Below are 23,313 nucleotides of genomic sequence, written 5' to 3'. Positions count from 1 at the left end.
GTCACTTCTCGTAGACGATCCGCCACAGGGGCAGCACGGTCTGGCTGAGGTTCTGCGGGAATCCGTGGACGCCCTTGGCGTAGGCGATGGTGACGCGCCAGGAGAACAGCCAGTCGGCGGGGGCGTCCTCGGAGACGATCTTCGCGGCCTTGGCGAGATAGTCCGAGGCCTCCTCGTCCGTTGTGGCGGCGAGCGCCTTCGCGTAGAGGTCCTGCACCTGCTTGGAGTCGTAGTGGTAGTAGTAGCTCGGCGTGGCCCACTTGTAGAAGTCATGGCTTTCGGCGTGGTCGACGAGGGAGAGCTCATAGTCGCCGTTCGTATGCACGTCCTGCAGCCAGGTGGAGAACTCCACGTAGTTGATCTTGAGGTCGATGCCGATGGGCTTCAGCTGGCTCTTCAGCTGATCGCCGAGTTCGCTGCCGTACACGTTCGCGTAGGTGAGGGTGAGCTCAAGCGGTTTCGACTCGCTGTAGCCGGCGGCCTTCATCAGCCGCTTCGCCTTGGCCACGTCGTGCGGGTAGACGCCGGTCAGATCCTCGTAGCCGGGGTCGACCTTGGGGATCGGGCCGCCGAGCTTCGCATCGACGCCGCCGCGCGAGGCGATGAGCTGCTGGTGGTCGATGCCGTACCGGATGGCCTGGCGCACGCGCTTGTCCGTGAGCTTGGCGTCGGTCATATTGAAGGCGAGCACGAACTTGTCGGAGCCGTCGCCGGCCTTGACCACGTAGTTCGGATCGTCGCGGAACGGTTGGGCGAGGGTCGCGGTGATCGGCGAGAGCACCTGCACGTCGCCGGATTTCAGCGCGTTGATGCCGGCGTTGTCGTCGGGCAGGAAGCGGATGATCACGTTCTCGGTCTTCGCCTTGTGCGCGGTGCCCCAATACTTCGGGTTGGCCTTGAACACGATCTTGTCGCTCGGGTCGAAGGATTCGACCGTGTACGGGCCGGAGCCGAGCGCGCCGGTCTTCTCGTCCCACTTCGCGTCCTTGTCGTAGACGAGGCCGGGTCGGCCGGTCAGGTACCACAGCATGTTCGAGTCGGGCGCGGTCAGGGTGAGCCTGACCGTATGCGCGTCGACGGCCTCGGCCTTGTCGAGGTTCTTCACCTGATCGTAGTTGTAGTACTGCTTCGCCTTGAGTTCGTTGATGGACCAGGCCACGTCCTCGGCGTCGAGAGTGTCGCCATTGGAGAAGTTCATGTGGTCGTTGATGTGGAACGTGTAGGTGAGGCCGTCCTTGGAGACGTCCCAGCTTGTGGCGAGGCCCGGATGCACCTTGTTGTCGGAGCCGCGGGAGACGAGGCTTTCGTACACGTTGCCGATGAGGATCTGTTCGAGCGCCGATCCGGACTGATGGCGGATGTCGAGGTTGACGGGGGCGAGCTTGAGGCCGATCGAGACGGTGTCGGCGGTCTTCGCCGCGGAGGCGCCTGCTCCTGTGCCGTCCGCGCCGCCGTCCTGCTTGTTCGTGAAGAACGCGTTGACGCCGACGACGAGCGCCGCGACGACGATGACCGCGATCAGCGACCACAGCCACGCCTTCGACTTGCCGCCGCCTCGTTTCGATGATTTCGCGCGGCCTTCGAGGCTCGCGTCAGTGCTGGCCGCTCCGGCGGCACGCTCCGGTTCACCCGCACCGGTCTTGTCTTCATTGGTTGCGCCGGCCTCGCCGTGCACACCATCATGCTGGGACATGCAATGCTCCCTTATGGTTCCTGTCTGTCATGCGCCATCGTCCGGCCGCGCGTCGGGCATGCTCGCGCACGCGTGGCCCGCGTTTCCGTCGTGGTGTTCATGGTTGACCGCCCATAGGGTCGATCACCGCGTCCCACTATAGACCACGCCGCCGCCGACCGTGCGCGTCCGCCTCACGCCCCGCTTGTGCGAGGATGGCGCTTCCTCGTCCGCGGCGGTATGCTGGAGGAACAGTCATGTTCAACGGGGACATGCGAGAGGGGAACATCAGATGAGCCAACCATATCCGCCGCCGCAATATCCAGGGCCGCAATACCCGCAGTATCCGAACGGAAACCATCCGAACGGGCCGCAATACCCGAACGGGCGATATTCCGGAGGGCCGCAGTATCCGAACCGATATGGACCGCAATACCCGTATGGCGGCCCGGCACCGCCGCCACGAAGACCTGCACGGAAAAGCAACGGTACGACGGTGGCCGTGGTGGCCATCTCGGCGGTGGTGGTCGTGCTGCTGGCGGTCGGTCTCGTATTCGCCGGCGTGGCTTGGAAGGTGCACAGTCTCACGCAGGAGATCACCAGCGGACTCGACAGCGGGACCGGGGATTCCGGCGGATCGTCGGGAGACGGTCTCGGCGGCGCATCGGGAGGGGATTCCGGCTCGGGTTCCGGTTCGGATTCCGGGGATGGCGGCACCTTACCGGACGATGGCGGGGACATCGTTCCCTGCTCCGCGTCACGACAGTACGTCTCGTATTCGCAGCTTGTGAACGACACATACGACAAGTACACGCAGAAAATCGACGCGGGCACGATCTTCACCGATCTCAACCTGCCGGCCACGCAGGAGTCCGCCGACTACATACACGATTTCCTGATCATCATCACCGACCGCAAGGCGGCGCTGCGCTTCGGCTGCGAGATCACCACCGACGTCGACGAACTCGACGACATCTACGAGGCGAAAACGAACGAGGTGAAGGAGTACGAGCGCAAACTCAACGCGCACGAAAGCTTCGACATCACCATCCGCATCACACGCTCGGACGGTTCCGTCTACGAGTCCGACGGCGGGGCACCTCCCGAACAGACCATCTCCGACGTGGAGAACGCGATCCGGTCGGTGCCGGTCACGGCGGGTGGCGACGGCACGTATCTGAGCGTCGGCGAGAACATCATCACAGCGGCCGGACTGTCCGCCAACTACGATTTCCAGCAGATCTACCAGTATTGTTCGCGCTCCGGCAGCGACGAATACACGATGGCGGCGTTCTGTTCGGCGAATCCCCGCGTGATCTACGTGAATCAGGCGCACGCCGGCTATTCGACCAACATCACGACGCCGTACTACGCGGACGTGATCAAACACGAGATGGGACACGCGCTCGTCTACCAGCAGTGCGGCACGACACGACCTCCGGTCGGCGTGAACGGCGAGGCGCTGGCGAACAGCTACGCGCTGAAATATCTCGGCGGCAATCGCGACAATCTGCAACGCAACATCCAGGATTTCCCCGAGTACACGATGTCGGACGCGAGCGATCAGGCGGCCGAACGCGTGCATAACAAGCAGTGCACGGGCTGATGGGCTGATCTCCCTCCACGATACCGTGGAGGGCGTGCGGCCGCATCACCGGCGCACACCCTCCACGACGATTCCCGAGAACCCGCCGCCTACAGTTCGAAGCCGAGCTCCTCGGCCGCCGCGGTGGGCACCGGATCCTCGCACCAGAAGTCCTCGAGGTTCTCCGTGGTGGTCAGGGAACGGATCTCCGCCCGGTCGATGTAGAGCTCGCCGCTCAGATGATCGGTCTCGTGCTGGAAGATGCGCGCCGGCCAACCGTGCAGCTGCTCCTTGTGATGGTTGCCGTCCTCGTCATCCCATTCGGCCGTGATGTCGAGCCAGCGGCGGCGCACCGCCTGGTAGCCTTCGAAGCTCAGGCAGCCCTCGTAGAAACTGGCGGTCTTCTCCCCCACCGGCGTGTACTTCGGGTTGATGATCACGTGGAACGGGAATTCCGCGATCTCACGCGGATCGTCCTCGTCGTCACGCACATGGTCTTCGACGACGGCGAGCGCGAGACCGAGCCCGATCTGCGGGCCTGCGAGGCCCACGCCGGGCGCGTCGAGCATTGTGGCGCGCATCGCATCGATGAGCTTCGCCAGCGTGCGCTTGGACAGTTGCCCGTCGTAGGCGGCGCATTCGATGCGCAACACCGGTTCGCCGGCTTCGACGATCGGCAGGATGCCTTCCGTGCCGCCGGATTTGATGAGCTTCTCGACGTCACGGTTGAGCGCGAGGTCGACCTTCGTGTTCTTGCCGAACATATACGCGTGTCCTCCTACAGGGGCTACAGGGCGAGCTCGTCGGCGACGACCTTGGCGAGGCGCTCGCACACTTCGTCGGCCTGCTCCTGCGTGGCGGCCTCGGCCATGACGCGCACGAGCGGCTCGGTGCCGGAGGGGCGCAGCAGCACGCGGCCGGTCTCGCCGAGCAGCTTCTCCTCGCGTTCGACGGCGGCCTGCACCTTGGCGTTGGTCGTGGCGGCCATCTTGTCGACGTTCGGCACGTTGACGAGCGTCTGCGGCAGCTGCGGGAAGTCGGCGGCCAGCTCCTTGAGGCTCTTGCCGGAGCGGACGACCTCATTGCACAGGGTGAGGGCGGTCAACGTGCCGTCGCCGGTGGTCGCGAACTCGCGGTTGATGACGTGGCCGGACTGTTCGCCGCCCAGCGTGTAGCCGCCGCGCAGCATCTCCTCGAGCACGTAGCGGTCGCCGACGGCGGTCTGCACGGTCTTGATGCCCATGTCCTTCAAAGCGAGCTTCAGACCCAGGTTGCTCATCACGGTGACGACGAGCGTGTTGTCGGCGAGCTTGCCCGCCTCCTTCTTCGCGCGTGCGAGGATGCCCATGATCTGGTCTCCGTTGACCATGTTGCCGTCCTCGTCCACCGCGAGGCAGCGGTCGGCATCGCCGTCGAACGCGACTCCCATGACCGCGTCGGTGGCCTTGACCATGGCCTGCAGCTGCTCCGGGTGGGTGGAGCCCGCGTGCTTGTTGATGTTGTAGCCGTCCGGGGAGGCGTTGATGACGATCACGTCGGCACCGGCGCGGCGCAGTGCCTCGGGGGCGACGACGGAGGTGGCGCCGTTCGCGCAGTCGGCGACGATCTTGAGGCCGCGCAACGGCTTCGGCTGCGTCTTGTCCGGGTTGAGCGGGGCGATCGCGGAGACGAGGTGGTCGATGTACAGGTTGGTGGCGGTCACCGTGTCATGGCTGACGCGGCCCACGCCGGCGCCGGTCGGACGCTCCCAGTCCTGACCGAGCACCGCCTCGATCTCGTCCTCCTTCGCATCGGGCAGCTTGAAGCCGCCGCGTGCGAAGAACTTGATGCCGTTGTCGGTCATCGGGTTGTGGGAGGCGGAGATCACGGCGCCCATCTCCACGTTGAGCACGGAGGTGAGGAACGCGACGCCCGGCGTCGGGATGATGCCCGCGTCGATCACGTCGAAGCCGCCTGCCGCCATGCCGGCGGACAGCGCGGAGGCGAGGAAGTCGCCGGACACGCGCGTGTCACGGCCGACGAGCGCGCGACGACGCCCCTCCGGCCTGTCGTCCTGGGTGCCGGCGTCGCCCAGCACGCGCACGGCGGCGTCGCCCAGGTCGAGCGCGAGACGCGCGGTCAGATCACGGTTCGCCAGACCGCGAACACCATCGGTTCCAAACATCTTCGGCATTGTTCTACATCCTTCATTCGAGCGTTCGGACATCCTCGGGAAGACGCGCACCCGCACGACGCACGACGCGCAGACGCACCTCCCCATTACCTTGCCCCATGGTAATCGGCATACGCCGGGAAATCACCCGATCCGCCCGATTGCCTCTCAATTCGGCCACAATCAGGGCGTGAGGCCCCGCGACGGCCATGGTCGTGAGAGAATGGTGGAAGACCAATCGGGAACACAGCAGAGAAGAGGAATCCGAGCCATGGCATTGCCGCACCGCTCCAAGTCTTCCGTTCCGCCGGCCATGCCGGCCGTTCCACCGGCGCCGTCCGTCGTACCGCCCCCGACTCCCCGACCGACCGTCGCCCCGCCCGTTCCGGCACGTCCGGCGGCACCCCCGCGCCGAAACCGACGACCGGAACAGGCCGCCGAGCGCGACAGACGCAACGGCACATCCCTCCGCAACGGCCCCATACGCCGACAAGGAACGCAAGCAACGATGCCTCACGCATGGTCGTACGCGTCTCATACGGCAGGAGATCAACGAAAGTCAGCATCCCGGCCGCACGACCGGTGGCGGAGCTGCTGCCCGATCTCGCGAAACGACTCGGCGTGCTCGACCCCACGCTCGTGTACGCCGGCTACCGCCTGCTGCGCGAGGACGAGACCCCGATCGACAATCCCCCGTCCCTCGCGGAACAGGGCGTGCGCGACGGCGACCGGCTCACCCTGCGCGTCAACGCGCTCGACGATCAGGACGTCGTCTACGACGACGTGGTCGAAGCGGTCGCCGATTCCGTGTCCCGCATGCATCGTCCATGGACGAACGAAAACACCACATGGACCTCGCTGATCGTCAGCTGCGTGCTGCTGGGCGTCGGCGCGGCGTGCCTGGCGTTCGCCCCGAGATCCGTCATCAACGCCGTGATCGCCGGATTGGCGGCCGTCGCGGCGCTCGCCATCGGCGGCGTATTGGCCAGCCGACGCATGAACCGGCAGGCCCTCGCCCTGTCCATGACCGCCTGCGCGCTCGCCGGCGTATCCGGATACCAGCTCATGGGAGCGTTGTTCGACGTCCCGTTCTATGGTCTTCCCGCTTTGGGCGCCGGCATCGGGCTGATGGTCTCCGGCGCATTCGCATGCCTGACGATGCCCGCGACCCGCATCCACGCCACCATCCCGACGTTGCTCGGTCTGATCGTGACGGTGCTGGGCGCGCTGTGCGCGATATTCCCGCAATGGAGCGGCCGCGTGTGGATCGCCGCCGTGGCGTTGACCGGATTGGCGGCCACGGCGCTGCCATGGCTGAGCCTGTCCGCTTCGCGTCTTTCGGTGGACAGTCCGACCAGTGAATCGGAGATTTTCGCACTGCCGAAGACCATCGACGCCCATGAGGTGCGGCGACGCTACCGGTTCGGCTCGTCGCTGTTGTTCGACCTGCGTGCCGCCACCGGCGCGATCATCGTGCTCGGCGTGCCGATCGTCGTCTCCGGACGCAATGTGGCGGGCCTGCTGCTTACGTTCGCGTTGTTCGCCGCCATGCTGCTCGATTCGCGTCGCATCTACGCGCGTTCCGAGATGCTGCTCACCGTGGTCATGGCCGGCGCCGGCATCTGCCTGGCGTGCGCGGCGTGCGCGAGAGCCCACCCCGAATGGACCTCGTACGTGATCGGCGTGTTCTGCGTGTGCGCGCTGCTGTGCGTGATCGCCACGCAGATCACCAAGCGTGATTCCATCGCGATGACGCGTCTCGCGGATACGGCGAACGTCGTATGCGTGGTGGCCACGCTGCCGCTCGCGTACCTCGCGATGGGATTGTAGGCGAGGCCGCAAGGAACGTAGGAAGGACCGGGAGCTGGATCATGGCCAACAAGAAGGATCTGCAGGACGCGCAGAACTATTCGCGTGCCCGACTCGTCACCGCGTTCACCTCGGGCATGCCGGACGGCAAGGAGCTGACGCCGAAAAAGGGGCTGATGCCCGTGGCCGTGGGCGTCGGTCTGACCGCCATCATGGTGCTGGTGAGCGTGTTCTACGGCATCATCAGTCCGGGATTGCCGTCGGATTGGAGCAACAACAAGCTGATCATCGGCAAGGACACGGCATCGCGATTCGTCAGCGTGAACGGGGTGCTCCACCCCGTCATCAACACGGCGAGCGCCCGCCTGCTCATCCCCTCGTCCGAATACAAGGTCATCACCGTGGACGACGACGAGCTGGAGGGCATTCCGGTCGGTTCGAGCGTGGGCATCGTCGGCGCGCCGGACATCCTGCCTAACCGTTCCCGTCTCGCGTCGCGCCATCTGGTCAGTTGTCTCGACGCGGAGCATGCGGACACGGATAATCTCATCACCGACGACGCCCTCGTCACGCCCGTCGACGCGACGCAGGCCATGGTGGTCAACGTGGACGGCACCGGATACCTGCTGGCCGACGGCACCCGTCACCGGCTGCCCCGCGAGGGACTGATCCGCGACGCCACCCTGCGTATCCTCGGCGTCGGGCAGCTCACTTTGGACGGCGCCCCCAAGGCGAGCGCGCAGTGGCTGGACCTGTTCGCCGGAGGCTCGGACATCGGCCCCATCAGCGTGCCCGGTTCCGGAACGACGATCGAGGTCGGAGGCGATTCCTATACGGTGGGCTCGCTCGTCGCCGACCCCTCATCCGAGTCGACCATGTACGTGATCCTCAAGGACGGCACGCTCGCACCGCTCACCGGGGCGGCACTGGAGATGTACAAGCTGTCGCTGCCCGCGTCGCGCAAGACGCTTTCGATGACCGCGCAGGAGCAGAGCCGGGCGGGATTCCGCAACGCCACCTCGTCGGTCGTCCCCGACGACTGGCCGAAGCGCAGGCTCACCGCCATGGCTTCGGGCGACGCCCCCTGCGTGGCTCTGGACACGCGGCTCAAGAACGGCGAGACCGGCAGGAAAGACGCCTCCGTCGGCGTGTCGATGGTGACGTTCCGTGACCCGCGGAACAGGCCGAAGCACTCGGATTCCGGCACCACGGTGCAGAACGCCACCGGCGCGCTGTTCCGCACCGTGTCCACCTCCGAAGCCAAGCAGGGCACCTTGTACGTGGTGGACGGCACGGGCGTCGCCTATCCGGTGCCCGACGACGACGAGGAGACGCTCAAGCGTCTCGGCTATCAGACGGGCGACATCACGCCCATCCCCCGCGCATGGATCAACGTGTTCCACGTGGGCGTGGCGCTGAGCAGCAAGAACGCGGGTCTTCAGGTGACCGCGCAGGACACGCGGCGGCAGACGCAGGACGCGACCAATCCCGACGGGGATTCCTCCGATGGGGATTCCTCCGGCGACGGCACCGACGGGAAGTGACGACGATGCTTCCATACGCCCATCCTCTTCCCCGCCGCGGATGGTTCCGCCGAACGGCCGCAGCGCTCGCCGTGGCGGCGGCCCTGTCGGCTCTGACGATCCTGCCGTCCGCCATGACGACGCCGACCGCCTCGGCCGCCGAATCGAGCTGCGAAATCGGCAAGACCAACTACATCACGGACACGCCGTGGACCGAATCGGCGTTGGGCATGAGCGCGGTACGCGCGTTGGGCGACGGCTCCGGCATCACCGTCGCCGTGGTCGATTCCGGCGTCGACACGAACAATCCGCATCTTGACGGCGACGCGGTCCTGCCCGGCGTCAATCTGGCGGGCGACGGAGCTCCCGACGGCCGTACCGACAACTACGGCCACGGTACGGTGATCGCAGGCATCATCGCGGCGCGGCAGGTGAACGGCTCGTCGCTGGTCGGCATCGCCCCGAAGGCCACGATCCTGCCCGTGCGCGTCTACGACCGCATCGACAACTCGCAGAGCCATTCCTCGGGCGGCCCGTCGGCGCAGACGCTCGCCGACGGCATCCGCTACGCCGCCGATCAGGGCGCGCAGATCATCAACATCTCGCAGAGCACGGTGACGGTGAGCGCCACATTGCAGTTCGCCGTGCAGTACGCGCAGGACAGGGGCAGTCTGGTGGTCGCCAGCGCCGGCAACCGCGCCACATCGTCGTCCACGCAGGACGGGGCGCGGTATCCGGCCTCATGGCCGGGCGTGCTGGGCGTCGCCGCGGCGGACACGTCGTTCCATACCTCCGCCGATTCAATCAACGGCCCTCAGGTCGATATTCTCGCGCCGGGCATGTCGGTCACGTCGACGATTCCGAAGGGCGTCGACTGCGTGTTCTCCCCCGACGCCGCATCGTCGAGCTACGCCACCGCCTATGCGAGCGGCGCGGCGGCGCTCGTCGCGCAGGCGCATCCGGACGAGGACGCCTCGGAGTGGATGGAGCGAATCGAGGCGGCGGGCAATCGTCCCGACCCGGACGCGCGCGACGACCAGCGCGGCTGGGGCATGCTCAACCCGTATGGTGCGATCACGATCACGTTGGCGAATGGCCTGCGCGGCCCGCGGGACTCCCAGTACACGACCTATGAGACGCCGCCGACCTCCGACGCGCATCGCATCCTCGTCACCCCTTCGCCCGATCCCGACCGTCCGACCATGATTCTGACCGGAATCGTAGGCGTGCTGGCCGTGACCGTGACGATCGGGCTGGTCGCGGTGCGCGTGGCGCGCGACGGGAAGCCGGACGACGACGCCCGGTCGGATGCCACCCGATTGGATGCCGCTCAGTCGGCGGAGTCGTCCTCCGATTCGGGAATCTTGGACGCCGCATAGGCGAGCTGCGCGAGGAAGGTGCCGGAATCCCTGCTGACCACCTGCACACGGCCGGGAACCAGCGGCTTCGGCTTCGTTTTGCCGATCAGCGCGCCCTCGTTCGGGTCGCCGGAGAACAGCAGGCCGGTCACGCCGAGATCCTGGAAGGTCTGCAGGATGGGATCGTACAGGGCTCGGCTGGCGCCGCCCATGCGGCGCACGAGGAACACGTGCAGGCCGATGTCGGAGGCTTGGGCGAGCAGCGGCTGCAACGGCTGGATCGGATTGCCGCGCGACGTGGCGACCAGATCGTAGTCGTCGATGAGCACGTAGGCGTCCGAGCCGGTCCACCAGGAGCGGGACCGCAGCTGTTCGGCGGTGACGTCGGAGCCGGGGATGCGCGTGGCGAGGAATTCGGCGAGTTCGGTCATCGCCGAGGACGTCTCGTTGTGGTTGGTGAGATACTGGCCGAGATACTTGTCGCTCACCTCGTCGAGCAGCGCGCGCCGGTAGTCGACGAGGAAGATCTTCGCCTTGCCGCCGTTCGCGTCGTAGTAGCGTTCGATCTCCTGCGCGACGAGTCGCAGGAACGAGGATTTGCCGGAACGCGAGTCGCCGAACGCGTACATGTGCGGGGAGCGGCGGGGGTTGAGCAGGACGGGTTTGAGGTCCGCCTCGTCGACGCCGAGGATGAACCGCGCGTCGAGCGTACGCTTCGGGATCCCCTTGAGGAATCCGCCGCGTTCCAGCCGTGTGGGCAGCAGGCGCAGCTTCGGCGGCTTCGGTCCCTTCCACGCCGCGTTCACCTTGGCGATGAGGTCCTTGATGCCGTCGGCCATCGTGTCCGCCCGGTGGTCGCCGTCGATGCGCGGCAGGGCGACGAGGATGTGTCGTTTGCTGGATGCGAGGCCGCGTCCCGGCATACCTTTCGGCACGGTCACGGCGATCCTGCGGTCGATTTCGGAGTCGGCGGGGTCGCCGAGCCTCAATTCGAGACGCGTGCCCATGAGATCCTTGATGTTGGCGCGCAGATCCATCCACCGGCTGGTGGAGATGATCACGTGCACGCCGAACGTCAGACCACGTGAGACGATGTCGAGCACCTTGGCCTGGAGATCCTCGTATTCGGTCTTGAAGTTCTGCCAGCCGTCGATGAACAGGAACACCTCGCCATAGCCGTCATCCGCCTTGCCTTTGGCACGCAGCTGCCGGTAGGTGCCGATCGAGTCGATCCGGTTGGCCTTGAAGTAGCGTTCGCGCGCGTTGATGATGCTGGCGACCTCGGCGAGCATGCGGTTGATGCGCTCGTCGTCGCCGCGCAGGGCCACGCCCGCCATGTGCGCGAGATCCTCCATGCCGGCGAACGTGCCGCCACCCAGGTCGAGGGCGTAGCACTGCACTTCGAGCGGGCTGTGGGTGAGCGCGAGCGAGGCGACCATCGTGCGCATGAACGTGCTTTTGCCCGTCAGCGGGCCGCCGGCGATGGCCACGTGGCCTCCCGCTCCGGACAGGTCGAGCCGCAGCACCTCGCGCTTCTGCTCCTTCGGCTTGTCCTCCAATGCGACCGGCACGGACAGATAGCCGGCCTTGCGGCCGGAGGCGGAGACGAGGCCGAAACCGCGCACCGCCGCCAGATCGGGGAAGAACTCGTCGAGCGTGTTCGGCACGTTCAGCGGAGGCAGCCACACCTGATGCGCAGGCGTACCGCCGGCCCGACGCATCTGGTCGACGGCCACATCGAAGTTCGAGGGGTTCGTGTCCGGCTCGCCCTTCGGCGGCCCGGACACGTAGGAGGCGCGGAAGCGGATCATCGTGCTCGGATCGGGCTTGAGATAGCCGACGCCCGGAATGCTGGGCAGCGTGTACGCGTCCGGCACGCCGAGCACGGCGCGCGACTCGGATGCGGAGAACGTGCGCAGGCCGATGCGGTACGACAGGTGCGAGTCGAGGCCGCGCAGCTTGCCCTCTTCGAGACGCTGGGAGGCGATGAGCAGATGCACCTCCAGCGAACGGCCGAGTCGGCCGATGTTCACGAACGAATCGACGATGTCGGGTTTGGCGGCGAGCAGTTCGGAGAACTCGTCGCACACCACGAACAGGGCGGGCAGCGGCTTCAGGTCGGAGCGCCCGTTGAGTCTCGCCTTCTCGTAGTCGGACACGTTGGCGAAGTTGCCGGCCTTGCGCAGCAGCTCCTGTCGGCGGGTCATCTCGCCGGTCAGCGCGTCCTGCATACGGTCGACGAGCGACGCCTCCTCGCCGAGGTTGGTGATGATCGACGAGATGTGCGGCATCCCCTCCATGCCGGCGAAGGTGGCGCCGCCCTTGAAGTCGATGAGCACGAAGTTGAGCTGGTCCGGACTGTGGGTGAGCGCCAGCGACAGGACGAGCGTGCGCAGCACCTCGGATTTGCCCGATCCGGTCGCGCCGACGAGCACGCCGTGCGGGCCCATGCCGAACTGGGCCGACTCCTTGATGTCGAGGTACGTGGTGCTGGTGTCCGCGTTGAGGCCGATGGGGACGCGCAGACGGTCCTTGCCGGTCTTGTACGCCCAGAGCCGTTTGAGGTCGATGTGGTGGATGTCGGCGATGCCGAGCAGATCGGCCAGTTCGGACGACTTCTTATGCGACGCCTTCTCCTTGCCTTCCTCGTCCTGTTCCGCCTGCGGCACCGTTTCGAGCCGGGACGCGACGGCGCACGCCTCCTGCACGCTGATGGCGTCCGGTTCGCAGATGGCCACGCGTCCGGCGGTGGTGATCGCCTCGATCTGGTTCACGGTGGACGTGCGTACCACATTCAAGCCCATTTCGATGGAGGATTGGGAGAAGATGATGCGCAGCACGTCGTCCTCCTCCAGATCGCCCCACTCCTCGGGCAGGTCGATGAGGGTCACGCCGTCGAAGCCGTCACGACGGATGATGCTGCCGTCCTCGCCGTGCGTGATGTCGCCGACCGGCACGGAACCGTCGCGCACGACCAGCAGGTGGGGCAGCGTGGCCTCTCCGGTGCCGGTGAACCGGCTGCGATGGAGGATGTCGTCGCCGATGAGACGGTTCGCCTCCTCGACGCTGGAGGCGAGCATCGCACGACCATGACCGTGGACGCCGTCCTCGACCTCGTCGCTCCACGCCTGCGGCAGATCCTCGACCCAGCTCCATGCACGCCGCTGGGATTTCGACGCGATCACGACGATCTTCAGGTATTCGGGACCATGCCATACGGCCGCCTGGCAAAGCATCGTACGCGCGAGGCTCTGGGCTTGGTCGGCGTCGCCGAGCACTTCGATGCGCTTGTACTTGCGTATGTCGATCGTGCAGGGCATGTCCTTGAGGTTCCGATGCGCCATCATGAACCTGTGGGCGGCCGAGGCGGACACCGGGTCGAGTTCCGCGAGCGGCGGCAGTTCGGGGGCTTCGAGGGCGAGGCATAACGGTTCCTCGGCGGATCCGATGCGCACGTCGAGGAAATCCTCGTCCGTGGGGATGCGTTCCCAACGACGGACGCCCTCCTGCGCGATGGCGACCAGCGCGTCCGGGGCGGGGGCGTTCCACAGCTCCGCGCGCCGCTGTTTCTTCGCGGCGGTGCGCACGGTCGTGCGCAGGTCGGCGAGGTAGGCGAGATACTCACGCCTCGACGACGTGAGGTTCGCCTTGCGCTGGGATCGCTGACGCACGCCGTTGACGAGCACGAATCCCACCGAGGAGAGCATGAACATGCCGCCGGTGAGGAATCCGGTGACGCCCGAATTGGACATCACCATCATCACGATGGCCGAAAGGCTGCCGAGCAACGGCACGAGCATCGTCAGCAGCGTGTTGATGCCGTCGCTCGCCTCCAATTCGGGAGGCGCCTGCAGCACGATCTTGCCGTGCGGTGCCTTCGGCTGGTCGATGCGGGATGAAACCTGCTGCTGCATGTCGCCGCTCATCATCTTCTCTCCCTGTTCTTCAACAGACTCACGCTGATCGCCGTGTCACCGAGGAAGATGCGCGTACCGAAGGGGATCTCGGTGCGCGCGCCGGCGGCGAGACGCGTCATGCCGCCCTGATCCTCACGGGGCAGTGCCGTGCCGTTGGTGCTGTTCAGATCGGTGATCCACATCCTGCCCGCGGTGATCTCCAGCAGGGCGTGCGTGCGCGACATGGTGCCGGTGGTATCGGGCACCTGCACGGGCACGTCCTGCGGATCGGCGGGCGCGGGATAGCGTCCGAGCAGGGCGCGGCTGGGAATGTCGAGACGGACGCCCTTGCCGTTCTCGAAGTACAGCACGGCCACCTGCTTCGCCGCGGCGGCATCCGCGGCCGGAACCCCCTGCACCACGGCCCGTGCGGCGGGCAACGGTATGGACGCGGCCGACCGCATCGACGGCACCATGGGGACCGGAGTCAATCCCGAGGCGGCGTCCGCCGTCCCCGTGCCGTCCGGCAGAGCGGGAGTCTCGCCGCCGTCGGGCATGACGTATCTGGTGCGCACGTCGATCACGGACGTGCCGCTGATCCGATCCTGCGGACCGCGGTGACGAATCCGGTCGATTCCCGACAACGTCTCCAGACCGACCGCCACGACCAGTCCCAACGCGCATCCCAGCACAGTGATAGCCGTCCGCACCACGGCGCGCCGCATCCCGGGCGGCAACAGTCCCCCGCCCGGCTCGTCGATATGCTTCGTGGCGCGCACCACGCGCAATCCCATGACGGCCTTGCCGACCGTGAGCCCCCGCGCGGCCTCCCATCCCCAGTCGAAGGCGACCGCCTGCGCCACGCACAATCCGGTCATCGCCGGATCACGATGCGACAGCAGGAACGCCGCGACGCAGACCACGACGACGAACGCCACATCGATGAGCAACGCCGCCAAGCGTCTTCCGGTGGAGGCGTATCCGTATCCTTCGCCGATCACCGGCTGCGGCTCGGGCGATCCCGGCATCGGCGCCGCCGGGGCATGCGGCACCGGACCGGATGGCCCGGAGGGAGCGGGTACGCGCGGACGTTGCGGCACGGCGGCAGCGGTCATGACATGAACCCCCTGATCATATCCATGGCGTTCGAGGCGAGGAACGCCGCCGGTCCCATCAGCGCGACGCTCGACGCCACCAGCCAGTCGCCGATGCGCGACAGCATCAACGACTTGAACCCGGTGGACACGACGAGCGTGGTCGCCGCGACGATTACGCCGATGCCGATCACGGCGAACACGAGATACGGCATGAGCCAGTTCCATGACTCCTGCCGGGAGGCGGCGACGAGACCCATCAACGGCATGAGCGAAGCGCACGAACGCATGAGCATGCGTTCCAGCATGCTGCCCGCGGTACGCGGCTTGAACAGCAGGTAGCATGGCAGCAGCACGGAATATGCGGCGAAACCGCCCGTGATGAACGGATCGGGGTCCGTGGGCAATGTCACGCACATCACGCCGTAGCCGCCGACCATATAGAGATGGGAGACGACGAGACCGACCGTATACTCCGCGCCGAAGATGCGCATGTCCTCGGAGATGTCGCCGGTGCGAAGCGGCCGGGATTCCTTGGGGACGACACCGCGGACCGTCCACTTCTGCGTCATGTACCGCCGCCATTCCAGCAGATACCGGTCCGGCACCCGCAGGATGACGTTCGCCTGCGCGTGCATGTACCATGCGCCGCCCACCGAACAGGCGGCAGCCACCACGCTCACCGGCACACCCGCCTCGACCGTCAACGCCACCGACACGGCGACGATGCCGCCCGCCGCGATCGCGAAACGCGACAACGCGACGGTCATCCGATTCGACGCGGCGTACTGCACGTATGCGGCGTCCATGGCGCATACCGCCCCGGCGAGGAACACGGCGAACGGCACCGTCCGCGTGAACGGTCCCAGCTGGATGACGCGTGCCAGCGTCGCGCCCACTGCGATCGAAGCGCATATGGTCGCGGCGAACGATCCGGCGTAATCGACATCGTGATGCCATCGGAGATGGGCGAGCACGCCGTTCGCCCTGCACATCACGGCGAACACAAACAACGCCATGAGCAGGTCGACGACCGCCATGACGGCCATGCCGTCCGGCGTCGACGCCCAAGCCGGCAACGATGCAGGTGCGGCGAGCGAGGCGAACGCCAACGCCGCGACGAGCAGGCAAACGACGCTTACGCACGTCCAGACGACGGCACCGTCCGCCTGACGCCGCGCGTATGCATCCTTCGCCGCCACCATGGCCCCTCTCCCGATCCGTTCCGATCCGGCCCGCGCATGCGCCGCGCGAGCCCGCGATCCCTACATGCCAGAATACGCCCCCACCCGCCCGACGCGTGGATCCCCGCGCCTGTGCCGGTCCTGCCATCCCCTCATTCATGCGATCAACCGCGTCACTGCGACGAGAACCCCGGTCACCGTCAGGAACCACAGGCCGGCCACGCCGCCCGGATACCGCCAATACGGATGACGCAGGTTCCTCACGCGCATACACCGCCAACACACCAATGTCAGCACAGGGAGGAACGGCACATACGGACCAAGCACCAGCCACCGCAGCAGGTCACACGGCTCGTCCGCCATCGAACCGGGCACGCACCAGACCACGAACCACACCGCATACAACAGCCAATCCACATGGATCAGCGTCAAACGTTCCGCCAGACGATCCACACGTTTCACAAGACGCGACACGGGCATCCTCCTACATGTACGCGCCGTAGCGTGGATCGGACGGCAACGGGAACCTCGGATCGCACTGATCCGGCCACAAGACGGGCCCCGCATACGGGTAGGGCAGCTCACACCGCAACTGCTCGTAATAGGCGCGGTACGCACGGAACAAGGCCAATTCCATCGATGCCGACAGACCAGACGCCAGATATTCCAGATCCGGGTCGACGCCGGGCAACCGGCACCAGTACATCCGGTTCACCCACACATACAAGTACCCGTCCCATACGATCCACCCCGGCTTCATCGCCATGCCGTTCATCAACTCGACCATACGAGCCGAAGGTCTGCCCGTATAAGGAGGCATGAACGGCGGATCATCCACATGACCCAACGAACACGTCGCATGCAACGTCAACGACGAATCCACAGTCAACGGAAACGGAGCACGCAACACGGCGAACCACGCTTCATCCGCCTCACGGTTCCGGACGGGCGGCATCGGCCGGACTGGCCGATAATACGGGGACACCGTCCCGTCGCTTGATGCGTCCAACCCGCCAGGCAGACGGTCGACGGAGTCGCAGGCGGCCACCACCCAGCCGTCACGCCAAGTCAGACGCGCCCGCCAACGACGGTCCGCGGGGTCGCCCAACGACATGCCATCATCAAGGACGACAGGCGTATCGCGCCCCGAAGCGGCCGTGAAGAACAGGCAGCGCGGCAGATCGAACGACGGACGCGAGGCGCCGCCCGTACGCCCCGGCCCAAACCAGCCGCGATGCACCCAGTGACGCGGATTCAACGCCGGAGTGTTCGACCGCCAGATGCCAAACGCACGTCTCACCACCATCGTCCTCCCGCCAGTTCGGCCATCAGCACAAGCAGGGTGATGACGGTCAGAATCCACCATGCGATACGCCCGTTCCGATACCAGTAGTTCAGCAGAAACAGGTCAGGCCCCTGTCGGTGACGTTCCTTCAGACACGCCTGACATACGAGGGTCATTGATGGCAGAAGCAACAACAGCAACACGGCCAGCAAGGCGTGAGAAGGGGCGAGTCGGCCCGCCGGAATCCGATAAGGGGTGATCAGCGCCGCCAACCACACCGCATACAACAGCCAATCCGCATGAATTCGCGTCAAACGTTCCGCCAGACGATCCACCCATTTCATAAGACGTGACACCGGCAGCCTCCTACACGTACGCGCCGTAACGTGGATCGGACGGCAACGGGAACCGCGGATCGCACTGATCCGGCCACAAGACGGGCCCCGCATACGGATACGGCAGCTCACACCGCAACTGCTCGTAATACACGCGATAGGCCTTGAACAGTTCAAGCTCCAACGTCGCGGGCACGCCGCCTATGGCGTAACGAAAATCATCGTTCGCATCCGGCAGTTGTTTCCAGTACAGGGAGTTTACCCACACGTGCAGATACCCATCCCATACGATCCAACCCGGCTTCATGCGGAACGAGTTCATCAACCGCACCATCGCCTGCGACGGATCGCCGTTGTAGGGCGGCATGAACGGCGGGTCGTCGGTATGGCCAAGCGAGCATGTGGAGAACGACGTGAGGCCGGTGTCTTCGGTGATGGGGAACGGGGCGCGCAGAATGCTGACGTCCATACGCCTGCTGCCGTCCCCCTTGTCGCCGATCTGTCTGGGGAATGGACGCACCGGAGCGCAATACCAGCAAGACACGGTGCTTGCCGAATGATTATTGAACGCATAACTGGACGCGGATGCCACGATCCAATGGTCACGCCATGCGTAGGTCGTCGGGCGCGATGCCTTTTCGAACTCTCCGATGGGATTCATCAACGTGCTGCCATCGTCCGGGAACATTGGATGATTCCGCCCCGACGCGCACGTGTATAGCAATGGAATCGGCAGGTCGAATGCCTCGTGTTTGGCACCGAAATGATCGACGCTCGCATCCCAGCCGCGGTTCTTCCAATGCATCCTGCTCCAGCCCGGACGGTTCGCCCGCATATACGCCAGATAGCCCATCGCAACAACTTCCAATCATCGGGCGGACACCCGCTGTCAATTCCTATTCCCGAGCACGTCTGTACCCGCCTGACGCGTGAATCCTCCTACGCGTACGCGCCGTAGCGGGGATCGGACGGCAACGGGAACCGTGGATCGCACTGATCCGGCCACAGGACAGGCCCCGCATACGGATACGGCAGCTCACGCCGCAACTGCTCGTAATACACGCGATACGCACGGAACAAGGCCAATTCCACAGGAATGGGAACCCCGAGCTGCTCCGTTCCTTTCCACTGCGCCCCATACCGCTTACTCCAGTACAGGTAGTTCACCCACACGTGCAAGTACCCGTCCCATACGATCCACCCCGGCTTCATCGCCATACCGTTCATCAACTCGACCATACGAGCCGACGGCCTGCCCGTATACGACGGCATGAACGGCGGATCATCCACATGACCCAACGAACACGTCGCATGCAACGTCAACGACGAATCCGATGTCAACGGAAACGGAGCACGCAACACGGCGAACCGCGCATCCCTGCCATTGTCGAAACCCGTTCTCGGCATCAGACGGACAGGCCGATACAGCTGCTGATACATATTGCGCCGATAACTGTACATACTCAGCAGCTTCCACTCCATATCGTTACATAGATAATAGGTGTTCCACCGCTCACTGCCCTTCCACGAAATCCACGGATGCATGAGCGTTCCGCCATGGTCGTTACCCGCGGGCTTCTCACGCCCGGACACGGCAGTCCAGAACAATGCCCGCGGAAGATCGAACTTGAATGGATCCCCACCCGCTGTCGCCACGACATCATGCCATCCGCGGTTCATCCAATGATGCGGATTCGTCGCCGGATTGTTCAAAGCATATTCCGCACGAATGTTATCGAACATGATTGTCGGCCACCTCCATCTCCACATGAATCAGCGTCAAACGTTCCGCCAGACGATCCGACCATTCCATAAGACGTGACACCGGCAGCCCCCTACACGTACGCGCCGTAACGCGGATCGGACGGCAACGGGAACCTCGGATCGCACTGATCCGGCCACAAAACAGGCCCCGCATACGGATACGGCAGCTCACACCGCAACTGCTCGTAATAGGCGCGATACGCACGGAACAAGGCCAATTCCACGGGAACGGACACACCGAAAAGCGTATGAGCAGATCGCCTGCCCATTGATTGTCGCCAGTACAGGTAGTTCACCCACACATGCAAGTACCCGTCCCATACGATCCACCCCGGCTTCATCGCCATACCGTTCATCAACTCGACCATACGAGCCGACGGCCTGCCCGTATACGACGGCATGAACGGCGGATCATCCACATGACCTAACGAACACGTCGCATGCAACGTCAACGACGAATCCACAATCAACGGAAACGGAGCACGCAACACGGCAAACAGAGCGTGTCGGGTGCGGCCATGATATCGAGGCATGGGACGTACCGGACGATAGTAACGGATGAAGCGGTTCGTCACCACCTCATCCTCGCTGTCGACCCTCATCACCAGCCAGCCGTCACGTTCGCAGAATCCCACAGGCCAATAATCACTGGCACCGGGCACCTTCGGCCGAAGCATGGTGCCGCCAAGATCCCTGACCGCCGGCGTCTCCCTGCCGGATACTGCCGTCCAGAACAACCCCTGCGGCAGATCGAACCTGTCCAAGCATGCGCCGCCATACGAATCCACCCATCCCCTGTTGGCCCAATGATGCGGATTCGTCGCCGGATTGTTCAAGACGCTTATCGCACGGATACTATCGAACACACCAGCCCCGGTTCACCGACCTGTAGACCGGCGCACCTCGTCCATGCGACGCACCGCCTCGCCCAGGTCGCTGTGCTCGTCATCGCGCGCTTTGTCCATCGCTCGTTTGACCGTACGCATGTTACGCACCATCAGTTCACGAATCCTGCGCGCTTCCGGAGACTTGTCGACACCAGAATAAATGTCGCGTTCCGTAGTACGACGCATGTCAATCCGCTGCTGCAGTACCTGCCAGTCCTTGCCTAATTCGCCGCTACGACGCTTGGCGACCAATTCGGCGGACACCTCCTCATGTTCTTTGTCGATCTTCTTCCTGAGTTCCCCCACTTCGGCACGCATCACATCGACACGCGCATTTGCGGCTTGCAGTTTCTCCATGAACGCTTCGAACCCCTGCGAGGCCATCACCCATCTCCTTTACGATTCACATATGCTGTTGGTCAAGCGGCGGCGATTGCGCGGATGCCAGCCGCCTGATTCGCCATCTGGTTCATCGACACAACGCATGCGACGAACGCCTCCACCGCATCGGCAAGCTGGTTGATGGCCTCCACCATCTTCTGCATGCATTCCACAGCGGACTTGATTGACTGTGCGAGATCCACCGCCTTGACCGCGGCCACCACCGCTCCGACTCCCGTCCACGCGAGTTCGCCGGCGGCGACAAGCTCCTGCACATCCATGGCAATACTGATCACCGCATCAATGGTCTGCAATACCAAATCCAAGGTGTTCTGCGCCAGCTGCTCCAAACCATCCAATCCATCGGCGACTTCCTCACACGGGGAGACCCCTGCCTCGAACAGGCCGGAGAACGTGTCACAGCACGAGGCGAACGAATCCCCCGCCTCACCCTGCCACGCTCCGTCACGCGCCGCCGCAGCGTATTGGGACAATGTCTGGCTCAGCTCATTGAGATTCGTCGACAAGGCACGCCACTGCGCCTCCGACTTCTCCATCGCGTCCCAATCACCGAAGAACGGCTTTCGTATGAACTCGTCAATGGGGTTCGGCCAGCCGCACAGCTGACACAATGTATCGATTGCGGAAATCGCCAACGACGCCACCGCAATACCCTGCGAAACCTTATCCCCTATTTTGTACGAATGCTTAGTCTTGAGCCCATCATCAATGCTTTCGAGATTACGCCGTAACTCCTGGTCTACGCTTTTGAAATTATCGTTGAAGTATTCTTCGATTTTTCCACCAGTTGCCGTATCTATGGTGTCAATGGAGATTTCAGGCGAACCTTCCTTATCGGCATGGTAATCCGGTAGAGCCTCATCGACCGCATACATAGGATTCCCGGTAAGCACGCTCTTGGTGACGGAAGACCAGTCGAACTCGTCATCATCGTCACCATCGTCATCACTACCGCGGCCACCACCGGAACCGTTACCGGAGCCACCGCTCGAACCGGCGAAGCTGTCAACGTACCTGACGCGGCGGAGCTGCGCCGCGCGCCCCATGGGGAATGTCATGAGCGAATCCATGATTCACCTGCCTTCGTGGTCGTGTATGCGGTGCTGGCCGGCTGGGCTCCGGCGAACGTGTTCGTCCCGTATTCCAAATCGCCGTCCTCGTCATCCCAGGAGATGACGTCACGTTCCTCGAACTGGCGGCGCAGTTCCTCGGCCGTGCGTCCGAGCGGATCGTTGGCGGCGATCTGCTCCCATGCCTCATCCAGGACCTGCCGTTCGGCCTGCGTATGCCCGAACTCCGGCGGTGTGTCACCGGGCACGCGGTAAGTGAAATCGGCATCGCCGTCATGGTCGAAGTCGACGGACACATATCGTCCCTGTGCGTCGTCGCCGAAGGTGAGTCCGGCTTGCTGACCGTCGTCGACATGCAGGGTCGCGTCGGTCGTACCGTCACCGTCCGCGTCGATGTTGAAGTCCCCGGTCTTGCCGTCCTGCCGCACTGTTCCCCACTGGCTACGTTCAGGCGTCAATCCCATCTGCCGTCTGCCGTCCGTATCGGTGATGGTGGCATCGAGATCGGTGCCGTCCTCCATCCGGATGCCATAGTCGACGGTGCCGTCGCCATCGAGATCCACGTCGATCATTCCGTCGGTGGACGGCGTGGACGACGAATCCACATCGATGCGATCGTCGTCCCCGTCATCGGAGCCCTTGTCACCGGTGTCATCGCCACGTGAGTCGGAGGACGGCTCCTGGTATCCGATGTCGCCGGGCATCGGCTCATCGTCATCGTCGGACCGGACATACCGGTCACGGTCCGATCCGTCCGTCTGTTCAACGGGCTGCACCGGCTGGTATGTGGTTCCGCTACCACCGTTGCCACCATTGCCGCCATCCCCACCGTTGCCGCCGGAGCCGCCGCCAGTCGGAACGTGCGGCTCAACGATTGGTTCCGGCTTGGTGTCATCGACACCGTCGCTGCCACCGTCACCGCCATCGTCACCACCGTCGCTGGTCGTGTGCTGGTTGAGCGTGGTGTCGACATCGTCGATTCTGGAGGAGATCTTGTCGAGACGATCCTTGTTGTTCTGCTCCAGCTCATCCATGGTGCGGACCGCATCCTCGACCTTCGAGGACATCGCGCCGAAAATCGCGGACATGTCATCCACATAGTTGACGGTCTGCTCCTTGGCCGCCTGATACATCGGCGACAGCCATTGGAAGAACAAACCGAAGCTCGGCGCCTCGTTGCCGCGGAAATCATCCACGGTACCCGAGAACTTGGTGGCCGCGTCCGAGAACGTCTTCGCGACCTCGTTCAACTGGTCGCCGTCATAATACAAATCCTTGCCCATCGTGTCCCCTCCTT

At 64.6% G+C, this 23,313-nt stretch carries 19 protein-coding genes; 4 read left to right on the top strand and 15 right to left on the bottom strand.

Annotation, left to right across the window (positions count from 1 at the left end):
* Position 1 precedes the first annotated feature (1 nt).
* On the bottom strand, positions 2 to 1,693 hold the full coding sequence (locus AC1AYR_RS02745; RefSeq protein ID WP_476511239.1) for an ABC transporter substrate-binding protein: 1,692 nt from the start codon (positions 1,691 to 1,693) through the stop codon (positions 2 to 4).
* Between the two features lie 481 nt (positions 1,694 to 2,174).
* Here AC1AYR_RS02745 and AC1AYR_RS02740 point away from each other — a divergent pair, with 481 nt between their 5' ends.
* Positions 2,175 to 3,278 carry a hypothetical protein gene (locus tag AC1AYR_RS02740; RefSeq protein ID WP_476511240.1) on the top strand — a complete coding sequence of 368 codons (1,104 nt, stop codon included), beginning with the start codon at positions 2,175 to 2,177 and terminating at the stop codon, positions 3,276 to 3,278.
* An 89-nt stretch (positions 3,279 to 3,367) separates the two neighbouring features.
* On the opposite strand, the gene AC1AYR_RS02735 is transcribed toward AC1AYR_RS02740, so the two are convergent.
* Positions 3,368 to 4,021, bottom strand: a complete 654-nt coding sequence (locus AC1AYR_RS02735; RefSeq protein WP_476511241.1) for a peptide deformylase — start codon at positions 4,019 to 4,021, stop codon at positions 3,368 to 3,370.
* 23 nt (positions 4,022 to 4,044) lie between these two features.
* On the bottom strand, positions 4,045 to 5,430 hold the full coding sequence (gene glmM / locus AC1AYR_RS02730; protein ID WP_476511242.1) for a phosphoglucosamine mutase: 1,386 nt from the start codon (positions 5,428 to 5,430) through the stop codon (positions 4,045 to 4,047).
* A gap of 498 nt (positions 5,431 to 5,928) precedes the next feature.
* On the opposite strand from glmM, the gene eccD reads away from it, so the two are divergent.
* From eccD to AC1AYR_RS02715, 3 genes are read left to right on the top strand one after another with little or no spacing between them, the layout of a single operon-like run.
* On the top strand, positions 5,929 to 7,239 hold the full coding sequence (eccD, locus tag AC1AYR_RS02725) for a type VII secretion integral membrane protein EccD (protein WP_476511243.1): 1,311 nt from the start codon (positions 5,929 to 5,931) through the stop codon (positions 7,237 to 7,239).
* Between the two features lie 41 nt (positions 7,240 to 7,280).
* Positions 7,281 to 8,762 (top strand): type VII secretion protein EccB, encoded by a 1,482-nt coding sequence (gene eccB / locus AC1AYR_RS02720; RefSeq protein WP_476511244.1) that lies wholly within the window; start codon positions 7,281 to 7,283, stop codon positions 8,760 to 8,762.
* Between the two features lie 5 nt (positions 8,763 to 8,767).
* Positions 8,768 to 10,120 carry a S8 family serine peptidase gene (locus AC1AYR_RS02715; protein ID WP_476555130.1) on the top strand — a complete coding sequence of 451 codons (1,353 nt, stop codon included), beginning with the start codon at positions 8,768 to 8,770 and terminating at the stop codon, positions 10,118 to 10,120.
* Here the strand turns inward: AC1AYR_RS02715 and eccCa are convergent.
* From eccCa to AC1AYR_RS02655, 12 genes are all read right to left on the bottom strand, one after another.
* Positions 10,072 to 14,025, bottom strand: a complete 3,954-nt coding sequence (gene eccCa, locus AC1AYR_RS02710; protein WP_476511246.1) for a type VII secretion protein EccCa — start codon at positions 14,023 to 14,025, stop codon at positions 10,072 to 10,074. The genes AC1AYR_RS02715 and eccCa overlap by 49 nt on opposite strands.
* The gene (locus AC1AYR_RS02705) at positions 14,025 to 15,110 is read right to left on the bottom strand and encodes an RDD family protein (RefSeq protein ID WP_476511247.1); all 1,086 of its coding nucleotides are present in this window, start codon (positions 15,108 to 15,110) and stop codon (positions 14,025 to 14,027) included. The genes eccCa and AC1AYR_RS02705 overlap by 1 nt, the downstream gene beginning before the upstream one ends.
* Complete coding sequence (locus AC1AYR_RS02700) at positions 15,107 to 16,294, bottom strand: hypothetical protein (protein ID WP_476511248.1); 1,188 nt, start codon at positions 16,292 to 16,294, stop codon at positions 15,107 to 15,109. The genes AC1AYR_RS02705 and AC1AYR_RS02700 overlap by 4 nt, the downstream gene beginning before the upstream one ends.
* Positions 16,295 to 16,429: 135 nt before the next feature.
* Positions 16,430 to 16,747 (bottom strand): hypothetical protein, encoded by a 318-nt coding sequence (locus AC1AYR_RS02695; RefSeq protein ID WP_476511249.1) that lies wholly within the window; start codon positions 16,745 to 16,747, stop codon positions 16,430 to 16,432.
* 10 nt (positions 16,748 to 16,757) lie between these two features.
* A complete protein-coding gene (locus AC1AYR_RS02690) occupies positions 16,758 to 17,579 on the bottom strand; it encodes a hypothetical protein (RefSeq protein ID WP_476511250.1) in 822 nt (273 codons plus the stop codon).
* Positions 17,570 to 17,893 (bottom strand): hypothetical protein, encoded by a 324-nt coding sequence (locus AC1AYR_RS02685; RefSeq protein ID WP_476511251.1) that lies wholly within the window; start codon positions 17,891 to 17,893, stop codon positions 17,570 to 17,572. Before AC1AYR_RS02685 ends, AC1AYR_RS02690 begins: the two co-directional genes overlap by 10 nt.
* A gap of 31 nt (positions 17,894 to 17,924) precedes the next feature.
* Positions 17,925 to 18,554 carry a hypothetical protein gene (locus AC1AYR_RS02680; protein ID WP_476511252.1) on the bottom strand — a complete coding sequence of 210 codons (630 nt, stop codon included), beginning with the start codon at positions 18,552 to 18,554 and terminating at the stop codon, positions 17,925 to 17,927.
* A 278-nt stretch (positions 18,555 to 18,832) separates the two neighbouring features.
* Entirely contained in the window at positions 18,833 to 19,636 is an 804-nt protein-coding gene (locus tag AC1AYR_RS02675; protein WP_476511253.1) for a hypothetical protein, read from the bottom strand.
* Positions 19,637 to 19,728: 92 nt separating this feature from the next.
* Positions 19,729 to 20,493, bottom strand: coding sequence for a hypothetical protein (locus AC1AYR_RS02670; RefSeq protein ID WP_476555129.1), 765 nt, complete (start codon positions 20,491 to 20,493; stop codon positions 19,729 to 19,731).
* A 42-nt stretch (positions 20,494 to 20,535) separates the two neighbouring features.
* Positions 20,536 to 20,928: a hypothetical protein gene (locus AC1AYR_RS02665; protein ID WP_476511255.1), complete on the bottom strand. Its 393-nt coding sequence runs from the start codon at positions 20,926 to 20,928 to the stop codon at positions 20,536 to 20,538.
* A 35-nt stretch (positions 20,929 to 20,963) separates the two neighbouring features.
* Positions 20,964 to 22,016 (bottom strand): hypothetical protein, encoded by a 1,053-nt coding sequence (locus tag AC1AYR_RS02660; RefSeq protein ID WP_476511256.1) that lies wholly within the window; start codon positions 22,014 to 22,016, stop codon positions 20,964 to 20,966.
* Positions 22,001 to 23,299 carry a hypothetical protein gene (locus tag AC1AYR_RS02655; protein WP_476511257.1) on the bottom strand — a complete coding sequence of 433 codons (1,299 nt, stop codon included), beginning with the start codon at positions 23,297 to 23,299 and terminating at the stop codon, positions 22,001 to 22,003. The genes AC1AYR_RS02660 and AC1AYR_RS02655 overlap by 16 nt, the downstream gene beginning before the upstream one ends.
* Between the last annotated feature and the right edge of the window lie 14 nt (positions 23,300 to 23,313).

The organism is Bifidobacterium sp. LH_417 (genome assembly GCF_056357035.1).
This window is presented reverse-complemented; position numbering and strand designations above follow the sequence as displayed.